Here is a 21,054-nt window from a genome sequence, read left to right on the forward strand (position 1 = left end):
TTTGGAATTTAATGAATATCAATCGTTAGCAAATCGGACGTTGTACGGTAACGAACAAGTTTTAACGAACTTGTCGTTGGGGTTGGCCTCCGAAACCGGTCAAGTAGTGGACTTAGTTAAGAAGTACACTTTCCATGGCGATCGGTTGAATAAGGATCAATTAACAAAGCAGATGGGTGACGTCCTGTGGTACTTGTCACAAGTTGCCGAATGGGCAGACATTCCATTTGATGAAGTTGCTAAGCAAAACATTACTAAGCTAAACCATAAGTATCCGAATGGTAAACCGGCCAAGTAATCGCTAGTTAACAATCAAAGAAGCGCTTGCCATAACCTAACTGGGTTGTGGTGAGTGCTTCTTTTTGATCGGTATTCCAAGTTGCCAGCTAGTTCTAAAAAAGGATGATTAAAACCTTGCCTTCAAGTGAACTTTAAGGGTTACAGTAATCATATGAATTAAGCACATGGTTTATCTAGGAGGAATTTTGAATGAACATTAAAGAAGCTAGTCAACAAACGGGTGTTTCGTCCGCGGCAATTCGTTATTATGAAAAGGAAGGGCTAATTCCGGCGATTGATCGAACCGAAGTTGGTAATCGGGATATTGATAATCGCATCTTACGCCGGATTCGGTTCGTGACGCAGATGCGCTCGGCGGGGATGAGTATTGAAAATTTACGACGCTACATCCAACTGTTCGATGCGCAGGAAGATAATACTAAGGAACAACGGGCCTTACTACAGGAACAGTTAGCCGTCATGGAAGAAAAGCGCGATGACTTACAAGCCGCTATCGACCATTTAAACTATAAGCTAGCCCATTTTGACGACCACATGGCGTCGACGGAAGCCGAACTACGGGCGTTAGAAGCACAACATCAGTCTGAACGAGACTCATAGCAATAAAAGCAAGCGTATTTGGGAAGCCGATTCTCAAATACGTTTTTTTGTAAAAAGCGTAAAAACATGCTACTTTTAGAAGAAGACCGACAGACTAGGGTTACAAGTGAGGGATAGCCATGATTAAAACGATTTTGGTCGATGATAGCCCGCTGATTACGAGCGGACTACAAATTATTTTGGACAGTGATCCGGATTTGACGGTCACAAAAGTCTTTGATAATGCTCCGGCGGCGATTGCATATTGTGATCAGCATCCCGTTGATGTGGTACTGATGGACGTACGAATGCCGGGGATGAGCGGCGTAACGGCGACTAAGACGCTCGCTCAAAATATAGGTGTCAAAGTATTGATTTTGACGACTTTTGATGAAGATGACGATATTATTACCGGCATTCAAAATGGGGCGGCGGGTTACTTATTGAAGACCACCCCGGCGGATCAAATTATTGCGGGCATTAAAGCCGTTGCGAATAATCAGAGTATTTTATCTAAGCCCGTGATGACAAAGGCGGCTGCACAATTGGTGACAAAAAAGCCCACTGCTGATTTATCGGCTTTGACGGCGCGGGAGCAAGAAATCACGCAATTAGTTGCTCAAGGACTTACTAATAAAGAAATTGCGCAGACGCTCTTTTTGAGTGAGGGGACCGTTAATAATAACTTGTCGACAATTTTACATAAGTTGGCGTTAAACCACCGGACACAATTAGCCATCTATTATTTGACCGGGGGGCAAGGCTAAATGTCATTAATGCGATTTATTCTTAACGTTGGGGGGCTAGTTGCTCTGGTTGGCTACGCCGTCATAGCACAGTCAGAGTTGCAACTGACCATTGCAATTGCTAACCTATTAGTCCTGCTCAGTGCTTTTTTTATAATGGTCAGCTTACCTCAAACGCGCTGGTGGTTGACGCTTGGACAGCTCATTTTGGTGGTAGTGGTTGCACCGAGAGATCCTGTTATATGGTTTACATTGCCATTAGTTATTTGGAATGGCGTCGCAGCCGAATCGTTTGAATGGTGGACGTTGGTTGCGTTCGGCAGTGCGCTACTAGTGGGAAGTTGGCGGCTCAGTCAGTTACCATTAGCGGGTTGGTACGGGGGCTGGTGTTTATTTCTAGTTGCCCTAACTTGGGCGTTTCAACGACAGGAACAGCGGCACCTGCAATTGTTAAAAACGACTGAGCATTTACGGCGGGAGCGTAATCACTACGCCACGCTCTTCCAACAAGGTGTCGATAATGCGAATGTACGTGAAAGTCAGGCTGCCGCAGTTGAACGGCAACGGCTTGTTCATGAAATCCATGACCAATTAGGGCACCAACTGACCGGGAGTTTGATGCAACTGCAAGCTGCCAAAATCAGTTACCGAACTGATCCTAAACAGGGTGAAGCTTTGTTAGATCACGCGACGGCAATTGTCCGTCAGGGGATTACCGATATTCGCCAGATTTTGCATACGGAACAACTTGCGCAGGAGACTGTGAATGTTGACCGGTTAAAGGGCCAGCTCCAGCAATTTGCCGATCAGTATCATTTCAAGGCGCAATTTTTGTATAGTGGTGAATTAACCGTTATCACAGCATTGCAGTGGCGGGTGTTTGCGGCTAACTTGCAAGAGAGCCTAACCAATACGTTAAAATATAGTCAAGCGAGCAACGTGGTCGTTACGGTGCGCGTCTACCCAACGTTTATTCGACTAACGGTTCAAAACGACGGGCAAGCTGCGCCTAACTATCAACTGGGGCTCGGTTTGGCAGGGATGGCGGAGCGAACGGCAAATTTGGGTGGCCAACTATTGGTCGATGGTCAAACTGGTTTCACGGTGACGACCAATTTACCACGTGAAAGTCATGAGGAATCTCATGGGGCATAAATGAGGAATTGCACTGGGTGGCAATTCCATTTTTTTATACAATGGATTTATCAATTAGAGGGGGTCTAACTATGACGGCAAGTTTAACAGATGGTTTAGTTGTCAAAGGCTTAACGAAACGTTTTGGCACCAAGGTAGCGGTAGATGATGTTAGCTTTGACATTGCACCGGGTAAAATTTTAGGACTGTTAGGGCCAAATGGTGCTGGTAAAACGACCACGATCAGTATGATTACCGGATTATTAAATAAAACCAGTGGTAGTGTGACGTTATTTGGTGAGCCATTGACGCCAACGAATACGGCAATTCGGCGCCGTTTTGGGGTCGTTCCGCAAGATTTAGCCCTGTTTGACGATCTATCGGCCGCGGAAAACGTTCGTTACTTTGGTGGCCTGTACGGATTACGTGGGCCGGCGCTAAAAAACGGCGTTGACCGTGCGCTTGCGGTCGTAGGTCTCAGTGAGCACCAGAATCAGCGGCCAGCAACTTTTTCTGGTGGGATGCAGCGCCGGTTGAACATTGCCATGGCGCTTGTCCACCAGCCGGAACTAATCTTTATGGATGAACCGACCGTTGGAATCGACCCGCAGTCTCGTAATTATATCTTAACGGCAATTGAAAAGATGCGCTCGCAAGGGATGACGGTTGTCTATACCAGTCATTATATGGAAGAAGTAGAACGACTGGCCGATAAAATTGTGATTATTGATCATGGCAAAGTGATTGTTCAAGGAACTGAAGCCGAATTAGTTAACTTGGTAACGACAACTAAACAAGTCTCAATTACGGTTGCTGAGCCTAAGTTGGTTAACGTGGCCCCACTACTTGCCATTGCGGGGGTTCAACAAGCTACGGTTCAGGGACAGGAGCTACAGCTCGTAACGGCAGTCGAAAGTAACCCGCTAAATCAAGTCTTGATGACGCTCATTGATCAAGGGGTCACTGTTGATCAGGTGGACCAACCGCAGATTGACTTAGAAACGGTCTTCTTGAATTTGACGGGTCGAAACTTAAGGGATTAGGGGGTGACGTCATGATTGGAACTATTATCAAACGAGTATTTGTACAAGATTTACGCAACCGGTCGAATTACGTCTATTTTTTAATTTTACCAGTTAGTTTGATGGTCATCTTAGGTCTCGTATTACAAGGAACGTTTGCGACCCAATTAGATTCTAAAGTTGCACCCGTTCACGTCCAGTACGTGGTAGACCACTCACAACAAGCACAATTATTCGATAAAATGGTTAAACATGCAGATATCGCACACCTGGACTTTAAAAGTCAACGTGATTTAGCACGAGCCAAACACGTGGTCCGCACACAGTCGAATACGGCGATCGTTCAATTTGGGACGACCGCGACGGTTCAGACGTCAAAGGGACTCAACGATTATCAAACGATCCTGTTAAAAAGTAGTTTAGCAGCAATTTTTCGACAAATGGGTTTGGTCCAGACAGCAATCCATTATCGCGGCAAGCTAGCAACCGTATCAACGAAGAAATTGGTGAAGGTTAACCACGTGCAAGCCCACCAGTCCGCAACGTCTTTCCAATACTACGCGTTAGCGATGATGGGGATGTTTATGCTGTACTTTTCAGAAGTTGGGCTTGATATGTTTGGCAAGGCTCGGCGGCAAAAAACGTTAGCTAGGGAGCTACTGACACCTGTGACCCGTGGAAAGTTGCTCAATGCAACGGTGGGTGGTCATTTGCTATTCGGGATGCTTGTCATTGGGGTTTTGATGGGAATCACAACTGGTCTATTTAAGATGCCATGGTCGCGGGCACTTGGATTTACCTTGATCAATTTCAGCGGACTGATGGCCCTTTTCTTAATTATCGGGTTATTGATGGATACAATTAATAGCCGGGTCGGTAGTGGCATCGTGCAAATTGTTATTCAGTTAGTCGCCTTTTTGGGTGGAGGCTATTTTCCAACGTCTAGTACGATGATGCAATTTTCACCCCTAGGTTGGATTATGGGTCCCATGCGTTCAGCGTTGTGGACGACCAGTTCACTGGATTGGTCAGGAGCCGCGTTAAACTTTGGCTTGGCGTTTGGACTGTTGATCCTCGTAAACTGGATTATTCGTCGTCGGGAGGTGTTCTAATGCGAGCAATTTTATGGTTAGTTAAAGAGCGAATCATTATTTGGAAAAATCATCCTTGGCAAGTGTTGTTCTTGTTAGCCGTGCCATTTTTAAGCGTTGTCTTGTATTTATACACCTCGACGGGGACCAGCCAGGATAATTTAACGCTAGGCGTTGTTGATCATGACCGGACAGCAACTAGTCATTTATTAGTCCAAGGGATGCGTCGGCGAACGACTGTGAAAATGTTGACCCATGAGCAAGAAGCAAAGGCGTTGTCACAACAAAATGTGATGGCGATTGTGACTATTCCAACTGATTATCAGCAACGGATGGATAAGGGCGAACGGCCGGCGCTAACTTTGCGAGCTTTGCAGCAAGGAACGCTCATTAATAATTTGCGGGATTCAGTAACGGCATCTGTAACGGATACCTTACAAGTACGCGGGTTGGCAACCAGATCGGTGCCAATTAAACAAGTTGGGACGTACTTAGAGACGCATACGCCCCAACTTAAATTTAGGCAAATTGATCAGCACGTGGCTTCACATACTTTGACGCTCCAAATCATTGGCTTCCTACTCATGATGATGCTGTACCAAGCTAACACGTTTGGAACGCGGAGTTTACAGTTAGAGCGCCGTAACAAGATTTATCAACGAACGATGTTAACGCCCATTAGTCCCGCAAGTTACTTTGGCGGAACGGCGTTGTTTGGGCTGTTAGCAATGCTGGTTGAGGTGGTCTTAACGGTGATTGTGATGGTGGGTATTTTTAAAATCTCGATTGGTATGTCAGTTTTGACACTTATGGGAGTTCTGCTTTGGTTTGGTATTTTAGCAGTCCTTTGGTCCTTGGCAGTTGGGGTCTTAGCTAATAGTTCAGGGTTGGCGAATGGGCTGCAAGTTTTATTGATCACGCTGTCGAGTCTATTGTCAGGGGCTTTGATTCCAATTTCAGTCATGCCGACAGTGATGCAACGTGTCGCCATGATTACGCCACAATATTGGTTGTTGCAAGCCTTGACCCAACTTCAGTTGGGAACGGTAACTGGGAAGTTTTGGGAGAGTTTGGCAATGGTCGGATTATTTAGCCTCCTATGTTTTAGTTTGGCCATCTTTGGGTTCATGCGTCGTCAACGACAAGAAATCTTTGACTAACTATTTGTAAGCATTCCGATTGCATTCAGTCTCGGTCTGCGCTATAGTGATAACTGTAAACAAGTTGTGTACAATCTATTGGATGAGCGAGAAAGGGTGCTGTATGATGAAGATTAACATTAAAGATGACGCACAAACGTATTTGGCTGACAAAATTCCAGCGGGGAGTCGGGTAATTTTAACCGTTGATGATGGTTCTAATAAATATTCGAGCCTGGGTGGAAGCTGTGCGATTGGCAATAAGTTTCAGTTGGTTATCTTGAAAGATGCTGATCCCGCTTATACGACAGTCCTTGAAAACAACGCGGGCTATGATATGGCAACGGCGCCCGCAGACGAAGACTTTTTAGGTAACGGTTTGAACATCTCACGTTGGCACAACGCTTTAGCGCTGAAAGATGATAGTGGCATGTTAGACGGTGCATTATCCGTTGTCGACTGGCGGAACGTTACCCCAGAGACGGAAGCTGAACGGCGTGAAAAGATGGAAACACTCGGAACTAAAATCTGCTAATAACAATTAAATCAATCAATAAAACAACCTTCAGAGAAAATTTCTGAAGGTTGTTTTTATATCGATAACTAAAGAGTGAAAGTTAAATTTAGGGATCGATTACTGTTGTATCAGTATTTAGACTAATACAAATTAACTACTTGTGAGTTAATCCGGTTGCCACTGATGACATGCGGTCGTGTGGGTGTTAATGAAAAACGAGCCCAAGACCTAGTCAGGTCTTCAGCTCGTTACGATCAATTTATTTGTTGTCGGCGTCTTTTTTGGCGTTGGGCTTAGTAGTCGTACGCTTGGCGTGTTCGTCGATGGTTTCTTGAACGGCTTTAGTCGTTAATTTGTCTTTGTCATCGGGACCAATCGCAAACTTGTCGAACAGTTTGTCGAGGTTATCTTGACGTTGTACTTTTAAACTCATACAATCATTCCTTTCGCTTACCGCTAATCATAGCAAATTTTGGTTTGTTTGTCAGTTATTCGTCTTTTGTGCATAAAAAGGCCCCTAAAAGCTGTATAAATGGTTAATTTATGTATAAAATAAAGAATTTATCAAAAATACTTGCATAAATAATCATATGCGTCTATACTTTACTCTTGTAAATTAAAGCAAAGGAGAACGCTTATGAAAAAAAGATTTGGGTTGTTACTAGCTATTATTGTTGCCCTGTTCATGACGGTGGTTCCTCTGTCCACCCAACATGCCCAGGCGGCGGATAATTCATTAGAGAAGATTCAAAAGAAGGGGGTCCTCGTTATGGGGACTTCGCCCGATTACCCGCCGTATGAATTTCAAGCGACGGTTAACGGTAAGAGTACCGTTGTCGGGATGGATGTTCAGATTGGGAAAAAGGTTGCCAAGGATTTAGGGGTTAAGTTAAAGATTAAGTCCATGTCCTTTGATTCCTTATTAGTTGCCCTTCAGACTGGGAAGATCGATATGATTATTTCCGGGATGAACCCAACGCCTGCACGTCGGAAGAACGTCGCTTTCACCCACGTTTATTATCAGGGTGGTTATGACATTGTTATCAATAAGGCCGACAAAGCCAAGTACAAGAACAAGGATTCTTTCAAAGGTGGTACGTTAGGCGCCCAAACCGGGACGACCCAATATAACGCCGTTAAGAAGCAAACTAAGAATACGGCAAGTAAAGGGATGACCTCCCAATCTGACTTGATTTTAGCTTTACAAAGCCACAAGTTAGACGGGGTTGCGATGGAAAAGCCATCCGCTGAAGCCTATACTTCTAACAATAAAAACTTAGCTGCAATTCCAAGTGATTTCGATATGAGTTCCGACGCAACGAGTTCTGCAATTGCGTTCCGGAAGGGTTCAACTAGCTTAGTAAACAAGGTCAACAAGACGGTTGATCAGATTAAGAAGGAAAACCTCGTTAAAAAGCAATACTTACCGGCAGCCGGGAAGTATCTGAAGACCAACACGGTTAACACGTCAATGGGTCACTACTGGCAAGCATTCGCAACCGGGGTTGAATACACCTTGATTATTACCGTATGTTCCGTCTTCTTTGGTTTCATCATTGGGATTTTATTAGCCCTTGCACGGACCGCCAAAGGAAACATCTTCAAGACAGCATTGCGGTGGGTATCAACGGCCTACGTTGAATTCATCCGTGGGACGCCAATGATGGTTCAAGTAATGTTCGTTTACTTTGGCTTAGGACTCTTCGTCAACTTACCAGCGTTAACTTCTGGGATCATTGCGATTTCATTGAACTCAGGGGCGTACGTGGCTGAATACATTCGTGGTGGGATCAATTCCGTTAATATTGGTCAAACCGAAGCAGCCCGGAGTTTAGGGATGTCAAATGGCGCGACGATGCGCTACGTGGTCTTACCACAAGCATTGAAGAATATTTGGCCGTCACTGGGTAACGAATTTATTACCTTGATTAAGGACAGTTCAATCGTGTCAATCATCGGGGTTACTGAATTGATTTATCAAAGTAACATTGTCCGGTCTGATACTTACCGTGGGGTAGCGCCAATCGTTGTGATTATGGTGTTATACTTCATCTTAACCTTCACGGCATCACGGATCTTGAACTACTTCGAAAGGAAGATGCAGCATGACTAAACCAGTGATTGAAGTTGAATCGCTCGCCAAAAGCTTTGGTGACAATAAAGTTTTAAAAGATATTACGGAAAAAGTTGAACCCGGACAGGTGATCGTTGTGATTGGGCCTTCCGGTGGTGGGAAGAGTACCTTTATTCGGTGCTTGAACTTGCTTGAAACGCCTACAGCTGGGAAAGTCGCTTTTGAAGGCCAAGACTTAACGACTTTGGATCAAAAAAGTGTGAACAAGTTACGGGAAAAAATGGGCATGGTGTTCCAAGGCTTTAATTTATTCCCGAATATGACGGTCTTGGAAAATATCAAGTTGGCACCAATGAAAGTTAAGAGTGTCGACGATGCGGCTGCCACCAAGCGGGCTCATGAATTATTAAAACGGGTCGGTTTAGATGATCATGCCGACTCATTTCCAAGTAGTTTGTCCGGTGGGCAAGCACAACGGGTTGCCATTGCCCGTGCGTTAGCAATGGACCCTAAAGTGATGTTGTTTGACGAACCAACGTCGGCGTTAGACCCTGAAATGGTTGGCGAAGTGCTGAACATTATGCAGGAACTGGCTAAAGATGGGATGACGATGGTCGTTGTGACCCACGAAATGGGCTTTGCCAAGGAAGTTGCTGACCGCATCTGGTTTATGGCGGACGGTTACATCCAAGAAAACAACACTCCAGATCAATTCTTTGCACATCCAGAAACGGACCGTGCTAAGGACTTCTTATCAAAGATTTTAATGTAATTTAACAACCCAAGCCTATTTCTATAGGTGTTTACGCGGTTGCATTTCACGGAGATATTCGTGTGGTGCGGCCGCGTTTTTTTATGCTTATTAAAAATCAACATTTTTATAAAAACGGGCGGATTGTTTGAGCCGTCTATGTTCAGGCGGTATACTAGTAATGCTAAATTAAAGTGAGAGGACGGCGCGTTATGGCTTCAGCACACATTGAACATAAGCTAGCACTACTGCCAGATTTACCTGGCTGTTACCTGATGAAAAATCTAAATAGTCAGATTATTTACGTGGGTAAAGCTAAGAATTTAAAAAACCGGGTGCGGTCATACTTTAAGAGTAGCCACACTGGGAAGACCGCGCGCTTAGTTTCAGAAATTGCGGATTTTGAATTTATCGTGACGTCGACCGATAAGGAAGCCTTCTTGTTAGAAATTACGCTGATTCAAAAGCATCAGCCGTATTTCAACATCAAGCTTAAAAAGGGGACCGGGTATCCGTACATTAAGATTACTAATGAACGTGATCCCCAAATTTTGATCGTGAGCGATGTTCGTAAAGACGGGGGCTATTACTTTGGTCCCTATCCTAACGTTTACGCTGCTCAGGAGACGGTTAACTTTATTCAAAAGGTTTACCCGTTACGACGCTGCAACGGCTACCAAGGACGGCCATGCTTGTACTACCATATGGGCCAGTGTTTGGGGGCGTGCTTCAAGACGGTTCCCGAAGAACAGTACGATGCGCAAGTTCAGCGAATCAAGTCATTTTTAAATGGTCACGTTGAACGGGTTAAAAAGCAACTGACGAAGCGCATGGAAAAGGCATCGGCGGAATTAGAGTTTGAACGGGCCGGAGAATTACGCGACCAGTTGACGTATATTGAAATGACCGTTGAAAAGCAAAAAATCATTTCAAATGACAACACGCCGCGGGACCTATTCAACTTTTACATGGATAAGGGTTGGTTATCGATTCAGGTCTTCTTTATCCGGCAAGCTCGGTTAATGAAGCGTGAAAAGCGCCTATTCCCAGTTGTTTCAACGGCGCCGGAAGAAATGACCAGTTTTATTTTGCAGTTTTATAATCGTAAGAATAACGTTTTGCCACGCGAAGTTTTAGTGCCAAGTGGCTTGGATAAGGACGTGTTAAGTGATATTTTAGGCATTCCCGTCCGCACGCCACAACGGGGGCAAAAGCGCGATTTATTAGACATGGCACATAAAAATGCCCGGATTATTTTAGAAGAAAAGTTCCGGCTATTGGAATTGGATGAACGAAAAACGACGGGTGCCATGAAGGAAATTACTGATGCGCTTGGTATTCCGGAAGGCCACAAGATCGAAGCATTTGACCACTCACATATTCAGGGGGCCGACTTAGTCTCCGCCATGGTTGTCTTTACGGACGGGCAGCCTAATAAAAAGCTGTACCGGAAGTATAAGTTGCGGACGGTCGACCACGCTGATGAAGCGGCGTCAACGCGTGAAGTAATTCGGCGACGGTATACCCGGTTGTTAAAGGAACACGCAAACTTACCCGACCTGATCTTAATGGATGGGGGCGATATTCAGCTGGATGCTGCGAAGGACGTGCTGGAAAATGAGTTGGGAATTGATACGCCGGTTGCGGCGATGGTCAAAAATGAGCACCATAAAACGGCCGACTTATTGAAGTCTGCCGGGGATGCGCATCTGAACCTCGACCCGAAGAGCCAAGGTTTTTACTTGTTGCAACGGATTCAAGATGAAGTTCACCGCTTTGCGATTACGTTCCACCGGCAGGTCCATACGAAGCATTCGCTCAGTTCGCGCTTGGATGAGATTCCGGGGGTTGGACCAAAAACGCGGAATAAGTTATTGCGTAAATTTGGTTCGATGACGAAGATTGCTGCTGCACCAATTGAAGATATTCAAAAACTCGGCATTGCGAAAAACGTGGCGCAAACCATCAAGTTTTCGCTGGCAGGGGCTGGCGTGACACCGAAACATTATCAGAAAGGTGCCACATAAACGAATAAAATTAGGATTAATAGACGCATTGAGCATTACCAAGCGGCCTTGTCGGGCTGTTTGGTAATGCTCTTTTTAATGGGAATCTTTTGCAATTGGTAATGATTCACTTAACTTTAGTAAGAAGTCCTAAATCTTTGAAGCGCGGTGCACGTACGACAACGAGGCGTGGCATAATAACTGATAAAGTTTTATAACTGGCGCTCTTAGCCAGTAAACCTTAAGAGAAAGCTTGCGTATCACCATGACTAAGTCCCTCACATCCCGGCAATTTTCAATCGGTCTAACGTTACTGGCGATTTTGCCGCCGATTGGAATTGCCTGGTTTATTTATTTAAGCCGTTGGCAGTGGCTAACCTTATTTAGGCAACCAAGGGCAATTCGCCACGACCACGTCTTACTGTTTATTTTATGGCTAATCGGGATTACTAGCGTGAACCTTTTACGAGCACCTTGGCGGCAACCAGCCGCTTTATCAGGCTTACTGCTAATTGTTTTATTAAATCTATGGTTACTGTGCCGGCAATCTGCCCAGCTTTTATCCTGGCCGCAAATTTGCCATTACTTGGTTTGCTTTGGGGGCTATTTGACGGTCAGCGGGAATATCTTTCACTGGCTTAATCACTGGCAACTGTTACCGCTGTGGTTAAAATTTTTAACTGGTGATCTGCTGTGGGGGTATCGGGCTAACGCCGACCGGTTATTCGGATCGGCCGACAATCCGAACGATGCCTGTTGCCTACTATTGATTGCTTTAGCCGTTGTATTAGTCCAAATGAGTTTACGGCCTAGCTCAAGTACTTGGCGCAGCCGGGGCGTTATCGCGTTACTCATGCTTGGAATTTATCAGACACAATCACGGACTGGTTTACTATTAATGCTACTAATGGTTTTAGGAACTAGCTTTTATCTGAATTGGCGCCGTAGCTTATGGCTAACTGGATTGATCGGCAGTATTAGCTGGTTTGTACTCGCGTGGCTGCCACGTAGTTATTCTTGGGCGACCGGCTGGACATCACGATTAACGATTTGGCATGATAGCCTGCAAGTTTTTGCAAAAGCGCCTTGGCTGGGCGTTTCATACTTTGGTTTTGCGCCCCAGTATTTAAATTTAACCGGTCATTACGTGCCCCACGCACATGATATTTTTATTATGGTTTTAGCTTCCTTTGGTTTGTTAGGTGGACTCGGCCTGATTAGCTTAATTGTTGCGAATGGTTGGCGGCTGACCCGGCATTGGAAGTCCACGTTACCAGACCGCCGTTACTTTGCATTAATCTTAGCCGTTGTTTTAGCGTATGGTGTTAGTGATTTCGTGCTATCATCGCCACAAGTGTTAATGATCGTCTTACTTGTCATGGCCCATTATTGGTATGTCCAGCAGGCAATTGCGGTTAACGTTGACCCATAAACTAAAAGTATCAATTGATATTATTTCCGGATAACCGGACCAGCTTAAACGTAGCTAATTTGTATTAATTAAAGGTTGAAAAATCTAAAACTGCTATTAACACCGTAACAGTAGTGGTAGTTATGCCTAAATTATCCGCTCCGTCGGGTAGTCCTAGGGTGCTATGAGGGACGGTCGCAGCCACAGTGCGGTCTGCGACCTCAATTCAAAGCCGATAACCCACGTCTTTGAATTGCCCCGCAAGATTGGCAGATAAGAAACGCCTGCCAATCTTGCCGACACAGCACCCTAAGATTACCCGACTGCGCTAAAAACAGACTTACTATTGTGATTCGGACGACCTGACTAACTCACAGGTAGTCAATTTGTATTAGTCTAAATATTGACACAACAGTAATCCATCCCTAAATTTAGGTAACAAAAAACACTCGTGAATAACTGCTTGATGGCTAGTTATTTGCGAGTGCTTTATTTTGGACTAAAGGTTTTGAATTAGGTTCAATCGCTGTCCTACTAGCAATTATCGATGGAAAATGGTTGTTCTTCAGCGCCCGCCGGACAGAATCAGTGGGGTTGGCTAGTATCTACTAAAATATCTAGTCCCAAGGAAAAAGTTGCCATTTGTTGCAAGATAATATCTTGATTGAGGCCAATGTAGCGCTTGGTAATGGCTTCGCTGGAATGATTGAAGATCATCATGAGGGTACCGATATCGTGTGTACGTTGGTAGTAGTGGTAGCCAAAGGTTTTTCGAAGGGTATGGGTACCAATGTCATTGCGGTGCATTTTACGAGCAATGGTCTGAAAGAATTTATAAACCGCGTTTACACTCAGTTGTTGATGCCGGCGGTTAGTAAATAGATATTCATCATCAGGTAAACCTTCAATATAGTTATCAATTCTAAGGCGCAGGTTGGTCAATAGGATGACACGTCTTTTTTGAGTTTTCTTTTCGGTTAATCTGACGACGTTGTGACGCCGTACTTGGCTGATTTTGAGATTTAAAATGTCACTCATGCGTAAACCGGTATTTAACCCGATTAGAATAAGTAGGGTGTTTCTTTCGCTATGGGTGCCGGTTTGTGCCCAATGTAAAAATTCATTAATTTCCGTAGTTGTTCGTAGGGGTTCCACATTATAGTAAATTAGTGCCACGCTCCTTTAGAGTAAATGCTAATCATGTTGATTATTCCCCAATTATAAACGACATTAATTAATAAATATAAAGTTTTATTATGTATAATCCTGGAAACAAAATAAACGGCATTATTTTGAAAAAAATAGTGCCGTTTTTGACGTAATCTGTAATCAAATATAGCATTATGTCAATAATTGTCAACATAATATAAAAATATTTGTATAAAATGCGCATATTTACGCATGAATTATTCAAACTATAAAGGATTATGTATAAAACTCGATTGCACGAAAATATAATGGCCTTTTTCTTTTCAAAATCGTGACGTTACACTGGCATAAGTTTTAAATTTAATTAAAAGGAGGGTGAACGGTGGATCAAGCAGTGAACTTTGATTTTCTTTTGCGGTTGTTGCGTAAATATTGGCGGGCCATCGTCGGTTTTACCCTTGCGGGGGTCATTATTGCTGCGGGGGTCGTTTTTTTAATTGTGACACCTAAATATGAATCTGATGTGCAGATTCTTGTTAACCGTAAAAATACCAATGCAGCAACGGAATACGCTGGGCAACAGGCGGATGTACAGATGATTACGACGTATAAGGATTTGATTACGAATCAAGTGGTTTTAAGTCCTGCGCGTAAACAATTAAAGAAGAACTATCACATTAAGCGCTCACTCGCGACACTGAAACGGGAGGTCAATGTGGTTACAACTGCCAATTCGCAGGTCTTTTCCATTAGTGTTCGGGATACCGATGCGTTAGCTAGTGCCATTATTGCCAACCAAGTTGCCCGTAGCTTTAAGCGTCAGGTTAAGAAAATTATTCGGGTTAATAACGTGACGTTAGTTGCACCCGCAGAAATGCCTAAACATCCGGTTGCACCTAAAAAGGCGCTGGATGTGATGATTGGTTTGTTAGCAGGAGTCTTATTAGGGCTACTTTATGCGCTACTACGGACATTAACTGACCGGCGAGTTCATGAACTGACATTCTTAACGGATGATCTTGGTTTGACCAACTTAGGGATGGTTAGTCATCAACGACATACGACAACAAACCAGGCGGTGGCAGAAGATGGGTTACGGCGGTCAGCTAAGCGTGTTTGAGGAGGAATTATATGTTTAAACGTCAGGTTAATAACACGACGACGGCGGCGATTAACCTAACCACGATTAATGAACCGATGGCGGTCGTGACTGAGCAAATCAAAACAATCCGTACTAATATTAATTTTGCTGCGTCTGATCGGCCACTGCGTACGATGATGGTCACGTCAGCCATGCTTGGTGAGGGTAAGTCAACGGTTAGTGCTAATTTGGCCGTTGAGTATGCTAAAGAGGGCGTGCGGGTCCTATTAGTTGATGCTGATATGCGTCGCCCAACGGTACACAAAACGTTTAATCTCAGCAATCATCAGGGACTGAGTTCATGGTTGGGTCGCCAGCTAGACGATGTGAATAAGGCAATCCATCCTGTTTTGGATAATTTGTTTGTCATGACGAGTGGTCCCAAGCCACCGAATCCAGCGGAACTATTGGATGGACAACTCATGGCGGATTTTTTGAAGACAACGACACGTAAATTGGATCTAGTTATCGTAGATGCTCCGCCAATCCTGCCCGTTACGGATGCGCAGTTGTTAGCTCACAAGGTTGATGGAACCGTTCTGGTGGTTCGACAAAATGTTGCCCAAAAGGTAGCGGTTCGTGATGCTGTAGTGACGTTAAAGAAATCGCATGCACATTTATTGGGTGCGGTTTTTAATGACGTCCGTGATGGGTCGCATCATGGTTACTATGGTTATGAAAGTGGTTATGGGTATTACAGTGATGAAGACAAATAGTTTGGTTGATTTACATTGTCATATTTTACCTGGAATTGATGATGGTTCACCGGATGTAGCGACGTCACTTGAATTAGCGCAACAGGCAGTTAACGATGGGATTGGTTACATTCTTGCAACGCCCCATCATTTGGATCGCCACTACGTGAATCACGCGGCGGATGTCCAACAAGCAGTAAAGGCGTTCCAAGTTCAACTGGATCGACAACATATTCCGCTGACGGTTTTTGCAGGACAAGAAGTCCATCTAAATGGTGACCTCATGGTGCATTTGGATGATTTGTTAGGTATAGATACCTCTAGTAACTATTTATTGCTAGAACTACCGCACGAAACGGTTCCTAGTTATTTGAAAGAAGTCATTTTTCAGTTGGCATGTGAGGGAATTACACCGGTAATTGCTCATCCTGAACGGAATGCTCAATTATTAGCAACGCCAGAAAAACTTTATGAGTTAGTGAAACAAGGGGGATTAGCACAGGTAATTGCAACTAGTTTAGTTGGTACTTTTGGGGAACGAGTCCAACGAATGGCAGTGGAATTAGTGAAGAGTGGATTAGTGCAGGTTGTGGCGTCAGACGCGCACAGTTTACCAAATCGGCAATTTGCTATGACCGCAGCTTATGATGTTTTGGCCAAATTAGATGCAACTTATCCCGTTGTATTTCAAGCAAACGCGCGTCGACTATTGAATGGCGAGCCGTTGGAAAAACCATTGATTCGTAAACCACATAAGTGGCATCGGTTTTGGCGTTTTTAATAAAGAGGAGTGTATTTTAATTATGAAAGCTTTAGTAACAGGAGGAGCGGGATTTATCGGTTCCCATCTCGTTGATTTTTTAGTCACCCAGGGATTTGATGTGGTGGTCGTTGATAATTTGTCGATGGGAGCCATATATAATATTCACCATCGTGATCAGGTCACCATTTACATACAGGATGTGCGTAACGAAAAATTTATGCAACAACTGTTACAAGAAGAACAACCCGACTACATTTATTACCTAGCTGCGGTTGCTAGTGTCGCTGATTCAATCGAACGGCCAGCGGAAACGCATGCGGTCAATCATACGGCGGTCTTTAATATGCTGGAGTATATTCGGAAAACTAACTTACCAATCAAACAGTTCTTATTTACGTCGTCAGCCGCAGTTTACGGCAATTTACCGGAGTTACCTAAGCATGAGGATTCTCGAGTTGACCCGGTGTCACCATATGCCATTGATAAGTATGCAACGGAACGCTTTGTTTTAGCCTATGGCGCGTTATATGACCTGCCGACGGTTTGTGTGCGTTTCTTTAACGTCTATGGACCCGGCCAGAACCCGAAATCACCCTATTCCGGTGTGCTATCCATCTTAACGGATTGTTTAAAAAATAATAAGACCTTTACTCGATATGGGGACGGGACGCAAACCCGTGACTTTGTCTTTGTAGAGGACGTCATTGAAGCGTTGTGGTTGATTACGACACACCATGTTCGGCGTGAGGTCATCAACATTGCTAATGGTAATGAAAACAGCTTAAACAAAGTTATTCAGATTTACGAGGCGGTTGCGGATCAGTCATTAAAGCTTAAAGAAGCTCCGGGACGGGGTGGAGAAGTTAAGCGTTCGGTTGCCAGTATCAGTCGGTTAGTTGACCTTGGTTATACCACCCATTGGTCGTTGAAAGCTGGATTAGCCGCTTACTGGGAAGGAGTTAGTCATGCGGCAAGTCGAAATTAAACCGTCAGAAGCCTTGGAACGAACGTCGTCAGAAGAAAATTACCAATTTTTACGGGCCATCGGTCAACCGGTAACGGGATGGAAGTTGGTGGTAAAACGGATGTTTGATTTAGTAGTCGGACTACTGGGTACGGTGCTGAGTGCGCCAATCGTTCTGGTCTTCGCAATTCTTGTGAAGTTAACTTCCCGGGGACCAGTATTTTATCAGCAAGAACGGGTCGGTTTAATGGGGCAGCCCTTTGAGGTTATTAAGTTACGGTCAATGTATCAGAATGCGGAAGCGCGGACTGGCGCAGTCTGGGCGCAAAAGAATGATCCTCGCATAACGCCGCTTGGCCGCTTCATGCGTAAAACCCGCGTGGATGAATTACCACAATTTTGGAACGTGTTGAAGGGTGAGATGAGCTTAGTAGGGCCACGGCCAGAACGACCGGCTTTGACGGAACGTTTCAGCCAAGAATTCCCAGAATTTCCCAAACGCTTGCGGATTATTCCTGGAATTACGGGTTATGCTCAGATTAATGGCGGTTACGACATTACCCCCGATGCCAAGTGTCAGTTGGATAACTATTATATTGAACACTATTCGCTCTGGTTTGATATTAAGATGTTGTTCGGCACTGTCCGCATCGTATTTACGGGTGATGGGGCGCGTTAGTGATTGAACGTACGGAGGAGGAACGGATTAATTGGCAGCTTATTCAGTTTTGATGTCACTATATGCTAAGGAGAACGCTGACTTTTTTAGGCAGAGTATTGAGAGTTTACGCAATCAAACCGTTTGCCCTGACCAAATTGTTTTAGTCTTGGATGGGCCGATTTCCACCAAGTTAAAACAGGTGGTTCAACAGTATCGGGATCTATTGACAATAGTACCTTTGCCTAAAAACCATGGCTTGGGAACGGCCCTACGCGTGGGGCTAGACTATTGCACAAATGAATTAGTTGCCCGAATGGATACGGATGACTTGGCAGTATCACAACGAATGGAAACCCAAGTTGCGTTTATGAAGGACCACCCCCATATCGATGTAGTTGGGGGTGCCATCACAGAATTTCAAATGGATCCAAATGAATCCAACCAGCGTTTACGGCAGGTTCCCCTGACAATGTCAACAATCACACAGTTTGCACAGTTACGTAATCCAATGAACCATATGACAGTGATGTTCCGTAAGCAGTCCGTATTAAAGGCAGGCAATTATCGGTCCTTTCCAGGTTTTGAAGACTATAACTTGTGGGTGCGAATGCTACAAAATGGTGCAACTTTTACAAATCTACCCGATGTGCTTGTTCGTGTACGGATAGGAAATGCGATGGTAACGCGGCGAAAAGGACTTAACTACATTTTATGTGAATACCGTTTTCAGCGATTCCTATATGATAGTCGTTTTATTGGCAAATTTATTTTACTGAGGAATCTAGTCTTAAGATGCGGGGTTCGAATTTTACCTAGTAAGTTGTTACAGCATATTTATGCTAACTTTGTCCGACAAAAAAATTGAACTGCAAATGAAATTTCAGATTGCTAGAGTGGAGGTACTGTAGGTGGTTTTAGTATTTATGTTACTCCTATTAATCATTTATCCGGTTGGTGGAGCCATTGTCGCTTTCTGTGGGATGGCTACAGTAAAAACGCACTACTTGGGGTTTGCTGCTGGTGCCGCTGCTTTTTTTGCGTTACTTGGTTATTTTTTTGTTCCAACACATGAAGTTGATTTGACTAGGTACTACACAATTATGCAACAGTTTGAATATATGCAACCCAGCTATCGAGATATTGTTGCTCAGAATGGTATTTTCAGTGGCGCGTATTTCATTTTTAAATGGCTATCGGTATTCAAAAACCAGCAACTTCTCCCAGCATTGGTTGGCTTTGTCGTTGCGTTTGCAATGTTTGATATTATTATGGACACTTTCAGACGCTACGATGTTCCTAGCACAACACGCTGCTTTATTCTAGCTGTTGTTTTAGGGATGTTCCCATTCGCTTCTGCCTATAGTAATGTTCGCAATGTGATGGGTGGGGCAATAGTTGCGATTGCGATTTATCGTGATGTGGTGAAGGGGAAAAGGACACCATTAACGATCATGTTGTATATCATAGGGGCTTCGTTGCACATGGCGACGATGGTCATTATTGGATTAAGATTATTGCTGTTTTTGCAAACGAAAAAACATTTTAGTATCAAAATAGCACTTGTAATCGTGTTGGGGTTGCTATTCTTAATTCCAAACGTGCGATTTGAATTCATGCGAATTGTGGTTAAAGGAAATGAGTATGTAAATGCGGACGGACAGCTTTCAACTTATGCTACTTACGTCACACAGAGCTTGTTTATGCGACTTACAAAATTACTTTACTTTTTGATTACTATACTCGTGACGATAGCCACAATTGTCAACACAAGAGTTCATAGAAACGATTGGAACCTATTTTCGCTGTTACTTTGTGCATTGACGTTGATTTCTTTTGCCATTACGTTGCCAGTATATTTTCGTTTGCTCTGCGTATTACTGATCATTGGGAGTACGCAATTTTTGCAAATCCTGTGTTTGACGACTCAACCAGGTACGTTACAGTCAGCTGTATGGAGAAGTGGAATATTGGGACTAGCCATAATCGCCTTAGTGGCTAATGTTATCACATTTAATCAGTATTCACCGCTGATTACAGCTTTACAAAATGTATTTACTTTCACTTTTATTTCATAATATGAGGAGGATACCGATGTCGGAACTAGTGACAGTTATTATACCTGTATATAACGTTGAGCAATATGTTGAGCGGTGTATTCGAAGTGTTTTGAAGCAAACTTACGTTAACATGGAGATATTACTTATCAACGATGGTTCAACGGACCGTTCAAGAATGATCTGTGAACGAATCTCTAGAACAGAATCCAGAATTACACTCATTGATAAAAAGAACGGTGGCTTATCAAGTGCAAGAAATGTCGGCTTAGCGCATGCTAACGGACAATTGGTAACATTTATAGATAGTGATGACTGGATTGAAACGGACTTTGTTGAACAGCTTGTTTTGGCGATTACGAAAAACCAGGCTGATATTAGTACTTTTCATGTCAAAAAGGAAAAGAAAAGTGGGTACAGTCCAAAGGTCGTTCCTGTCACGCAAAATGATTGGCAATTTTATTCTAGCCGACAAGCACTAAAGCAATTATTTACTGATAACCAGATTGGTTACTGTGCCACTAGTAAAATGTATCGTACTAGTCTTTTTTTAGATAATGGCATTCTTTTTCCGGTTGGAATGTTGATGGAAGACAAGGCGACAACTTACAAATTGATTGATCAAGCTAAACATGGTGTGATTGTTTCAACTTTGGAAAAATATCATTATTTTATGAGGACAACCGGGATTATGAAACGTACGTTTACAACCAAAAGATTTGATTCATTTGTTGTTCATGACCAGATTATGGAATACATGCAGGTGCGTCATCCAGAGTTGTTATTGCTCGTAAAACAAAGGCCTGATTTACAATTCAAGTGCACCACTTAAATAATTGGACCAAAAAGGCCATGAA

Annotated in this window: 22 protein-coding genes; 20 read left to right on the forward strand and 2 right to left on the reverse strand. The window is 43.8% G+C overall.

The features are described 5' to 3' along the window. Nucleotide 1: 1 nt before the first annotated feature. From IV64_RS11870 to IV64_RS11905, 8 genes are all read left to right on the forward strand, one after another. Nucleotides 2-298 carry a nucleoside triphosphate pyrophosphohydrolase family protein gene (locus IV64_RS11870; RefSeq protein WP_057707451.1) on the forward strand — a complete coding sequence of 99 codons (297 nt, stop codon included), beginning with the start codon at nucleotides 2-4 and terminating at the stop codon, nucleotides 296-298. A 191-nt stretch (nucleotides 299-489) separates the two neighbouring features. Beyond that, nucleotides 490-900: a MerR family transcriptional regulator gene (locus IV64_RS11875; protein ID WP_057707452.1), complete on the forward strand. Its 411-nt coding sequence runs from the start codon at nucleotides 490-492 to the stop codon at nucleotides 898-900. Between the two features lie 119 nt (nucleotides 901-1,019). Next, entirely contained in the window at nucleotides 1,020-1,646 is a 627-nt protein-coding gene (locus tag IV64_RS11880) for a response regulator transcription factor (RefSeq protein ID WP_057707453.1), read from the forward strand. Beyond that, entirely contained in the window at nucleotides 1,647-2,780 is a 1,134-nt protein-coding gene (locus IV64_RS11885; protein ID WP_057707454.1) for a sensor histidine kinase, read from the forward strand. A gap of 71 nt (nucleotides 2,781-2,851) precedes the next feature. Next, nucleotides 2,852-3,802, forward strand: a complete 951-nt coding sequence (locus IV64_RS11890; RefSeq protein WP_057707455.1) for an ABC transporter ATP-binding protein — start codon at nucleotides 2,852-2,854, stop codon at nucleotides 3,800-3,802. A gap of 11 nt (nucleotides 3,803-3,813) precedes the next feature. Then, nucleotides 3,814-4,893: an ABC transporter permease gene (locus tag IV64_RS11895; RefSeq protein WP_057707456.1), complete on the forward strand. Its 1,080-nt coding sequence runs from the start codon at nucleotides 3,814-3,816 to the stop codon at nucleotides 4,891-4,893. Next, nucleotides 4,893-6,032 (forward strand): ABC transporter permease, encoded by a 1,140-nt coding sequence (locus IV64_RS11900; RefSeq protein WP_057707457.1) that lies wholly within the window; start codon nucleotides 4,893-4,895, stop codon nucleotides 6,030-6,032. The genes IV64_RS11895 and IV64_RS11900 overlap by 1 nt, the downstream gene beginning before the upstream one ends. A gap of 106 nt (nucleotides 6,033-6,138) precedes the next feature. After that, nucleotides 6,139-6,546 (forward strand): iron-sulfur cluster biosynthesis family protein, encoded by a 408-nt coding sequence (locus tag IV64_RS11905; RefSeq protein ID WP_057707470.1) that lies wholly within the window; start codon nucleotides 6,139-6,141, stop codon nucleotides 6,544-6,546. A gap of 241 nt (nucleotides 6,547-6,787) precedes the next feature. Here IV64_RS11905 and IV64_RS14570 read toward each other — a convergent pair whose 3' ends face one another. After that, the gene (locus IV64_RS14570; RefSeq protein ID WP_191982895.1) at nucleotides 6,788-6,961 is read right to left on the reverse strand and encodes an SPJ_0845 family protein; all 174 of its coding nucleotides are present in this window, start codon (nucleotides 6,959-6,961) and stop codon (nucleotides 6,788-6,790) included. Between the two features lie 204 nt (nucleotides 6,962-7,165). On the opposite strand from IV64_RS14570, the gene IV64_RS11910 reads away from it, so the two are divergent. The 4 genes from IV64_RS11910 (at nucleotide 7,166) to IV64_RS11925 (ending at nucleotide 12,791) form a co-directional block, all read left to right on the forward strand. Beyond that, nucleotides 7,166-8,641 (forward strand): ABC transporter substrate-binding protein/permease, encoded by a 1,476-nt coding sequence (locus IV64_RS11910; protein WP_057707458.1) that lies wholly within the window; start codon nucleotides 7,166-7,168, stop codon nucleotides 8,639-8,641. Next, the gene (locus IV64_RS11915; protein ID WP_057707459.1) at nucleotides 8,634-9,374 is read left to right on the forward strand and encodes an amino acid ABC transporter ATP-binding protein; all 741 of its coding nucleotides are present in this window, start codon (nucleotides 8,634-8,636) and stop codon (nucleotides 9,372-9,374) included. The genes IV64_RS11910 and IV64_RS11915 overlap by 8 nt, the downstream gene beginning before the upstream one ends. Nucleotides 9,375-9,565: 191 nt before the next feature. Further along, on the forward strand, nucleotides 9,566-11,380 hold the full coding sequence (uvrC, locus tag IV64_RS11920; protein WP_057707460.1) for an excinuclease ABC subunit UvrC: 1,815 nt from the start codon (nucleotides 9,566-9,568) through the stop codon (nucleotides 11,378-11,380). A 232-nt stretch (nucleotides 11,381-11,612) separates the two neighbouring features. Next, nucleotides 11,613-12,791 carry an O-antigen ligase family protein gene (locus IV64_RS11925; RefSeq protein ID WP_237757340.1) on the forward strand — a complete coding sequence of 393 codons (1,179 nt, stop codon included), beginning with the start codon at nucleotides 11,613-11,615 and terminating at the stop codon, nucleotides 12,789-12,791. 564 nt (nucleotides 12,792-13,355) lie between these two features. On the opposite strand, the gene IV64_RS11930 is transcribed toward IV64_RS11925, so the two are convergent. Then, nucleotides 13,356-13,946 carry a tyrosine-type recombinase/integrase gene (locus IV64_RS11930; RefSeq protein WP_157061158.1) on the reverse strand — a complete coding sequence of 197 codons (591 nt, stop codon included), beginning with the start codon at nucleotides 13,944-13,946 and terminating at the stop codon, nucleotides 13,356-13,358. A 355-nt stretch (nucleotides 13,947-14,301) separates the two neighbouring features. Here IV64_RS11930 and IV64_RS11935 point away from each other — a divergent pair, with 355 nt between their 5' ends. From IV64_RS11935 to IV64_RS11970, 8 genes are read left to right on the forward strand one after another with little or no spacing between them, the layout of a single operon-like run. After that, complete coding sequence (locus IV64_RS11935; protein WP_057707462.1) at nucleotides 14,302-15,039, forward strand: YveK family protein; 738 nt, start codon at nucleotides 14,302-14,304, stop codon at nucleotides 15,037-15,039. 11 nt (nucleotides 15,040-15,050) lie between these two features. Then, the gene (locus IV64_RS11940) at nucleotides 15,051-15,776 is read left to right on the forward strand and encodes a CpsD/CapB family tyrosine-protein kinase (RefSeq protein ID WP_057707463.1); all 726 of its coding nucleotides are present in this window, start codon (nucleotides 15,051-15,053) and stop codon (nucleotides 15,774-15,776) included. Next, entirely contained in the window at nucleotides 15,763-16,536 is a 774-nt protein-coding gene (locus tag IV64_RS11945) for a tyrosine-protein phosphatase (RefSeq protein ID WP_057707464.1), read from the forward strand. Before IV64_RS11940 ends, IV64_RS11945 begins: the two co-directional genes overlap by 14 nt. 22 nt (nucleotides 16,537-16,558) lie before the next feature. Next, nucleotides 16,559-17,503 (forward strand): NAD-dependent epimerase/dehydratase family protein, encoded by a 945-nt coding sequence (locus IV64_RS11950; protein ID WP_057707465.1) that lies wholly within the window; start codon nucleotides 16,559-16,561, stop codon nucleotides 17,501-17,503. After that, the gene (locus tag IV64_RS11955) at nucleotides 17,484-18,161 is read left to right on the forward strand and encodes a sugar transferase (protein ID WP_057707466.1); all 678 of its coding nucleotides are present in this window, start codon (nucleotides 17,484-17,486) and stop codon (nucleotides 18,159-18,161) included. Before IV64_RS11950 ends, IV64_RS11955 begins: the two co-directional genes overlap by 20 nt. Before the next feature lie 31 nt (nucleotides 18,162-18,192). Beyond that, nucleotides 18,193-19,008, forward strand: a complete 816-nt coding sequence (locus tag IV64_RS11960; protein WP_057707467.1) for a glycosyltransferase — start codon at nucleotides 18,193-18,195, stop codon at nucleotides 19,006-19,008. Between the two features lie 43 nt (nucleotides 19,009-19,051). Beyond that, entirely contained in the window at nucleotides 19,052-20,218 is a 1,167-nt protein-coding gene (locus IV64_RS11965; RefSeq protein ID WP_057707468.1) for a hypothetical protein, read from the forward strand. Nucleotides 20,219-20,234: 16 nt separating this feature from the next. Continuing rightward, nucleotides 20,235-21,029: a glycosyltransferase family 2 protein gene (locus IV64_RS11970; RefSeq protein WP_057707469.1), complete on the forward strand. Its 795-nt coding sequence runs from the start codon at nucleotides 20,235-20,237 to the stop codon at nucleotides 21,027-21,029. Nucleotides 21,030-21,054 lie beyond the last annotated feature (25 nt).

The sequence above is a fragment of the Lactiplantibacillus xiangfangensis genome (genome assembly GCF_001438845.1).
Taxonomy (GTDB): domain Bacteria; phylum Bacillota; class Bacilli; order Lactobacillales; family Lactobacillaceae; genus Lactiplantibacillus; species Lactiplantibacillus xiangfangensis.

Coding starts and splice junctions, on each gene's coding strand:
- IV64_RS11890 (WP_057707455.1), top strand. CDS start 2,852: ATGACGGCAAGTTTAACAGATGGTTTAGTTGTCAAAGGCTTAACGAAA.
- IV64_RS11915 (WP_057707459.1), top strand. CDS start 8,634: ATGACTAAACCAGTGATTGAAGTTGAATCGCTCGCCAAAAGCTTTGGT.
- IV64_RS11940 (WP_057707463.1), top strand. CDS start 15,051: ATGTTTAAACGTCAGGTTAATAACACGACGACGGCGGCGATTAACCTA.
- IV64_RS11945 (WP_057707464.1), top strand. CDS start 15,763: ATGAAGACAAATAGTTTGGTTGATTTACATTGTCATATTTTACCTGGA.
- IV64_RS11900 (WP_057707457.1), top strand. CDS start 4,893: ATGCGAGCAATTTTATGGTTAGTTAAAGAGCGAATCATTATTTGGAAA.
- IV64_RS11895 (WP_057707456.1), top strand. CDS start 3,814: ATGATTGGAACTATTATCAAACGAGTATTTGTACAAGATTTACGCAAC.
- IV64_RS11885 (WP_057707454.1), top strand. CDS start 1,647: ATGTCATTAATGCGATTTATTCTTAACGTTGGGGGGCTAGTTGCTCTG.
- IV64_RS11910 (WP_057707458.1), top strand. CDS start 7,166: ATGAAAAAAAGATTTGGGTTGTTACTAGCTATTATTGTTGCCCTGTTC.
- IV64_RS11880 (WP_057707453.1), top strand. CDS start 1,020: ATGATTAAAACGATTTTGGTCGATGATAGCCCGCTGATTACGAGCGGA.
- IV64_RS11905 (WP_057707470.1), top strand. CDS start 6,139: ATGAAGATTAACATTAAAGATGACGCACAAACGTATTTGGCTGACAAA.
- uvrC (WP_057707460.1), top strand. CDS start 9,566: ATGGCTTCAGCACACATTGAACATAAGCTAGCACTACTGCCAGATTTA.
- IV64_RS11970 (WP_057707469.1), top strand. CDS start 20,235: ATGTCGGAACTAGTGACAGTTATTATACCTGTATATAACGTTGAGCAA.
- IV64_RS11875 (WP_057707452.1), top strand. CDS start 490: ATGAACATTAAAGAAGCTAGTCAACAAACGGGTGTTTCGTCCGCGGCA.
- IV64_RS11950 (WP_057707465.1), top strand. CDS start 16,559: ATGAAAGCTTTAGTAACAGGAGGAGCGGGATTTATCGGTTCCCATCTC.
- IV64_RS11955 (WP_057707466.1), top strand. CDS start 17,484: ATGCGGCAAGTCGAAATTAAACCGTCAGAAGCCTTGGAACGAACGTCG.
- IV64_RS14570 (WP_191982895.1), bottom strand. CDS start 6,961: ATGAGTTTAAAAGTACAACGTCAAGATAACCTCGACAAACTGTTCGAC.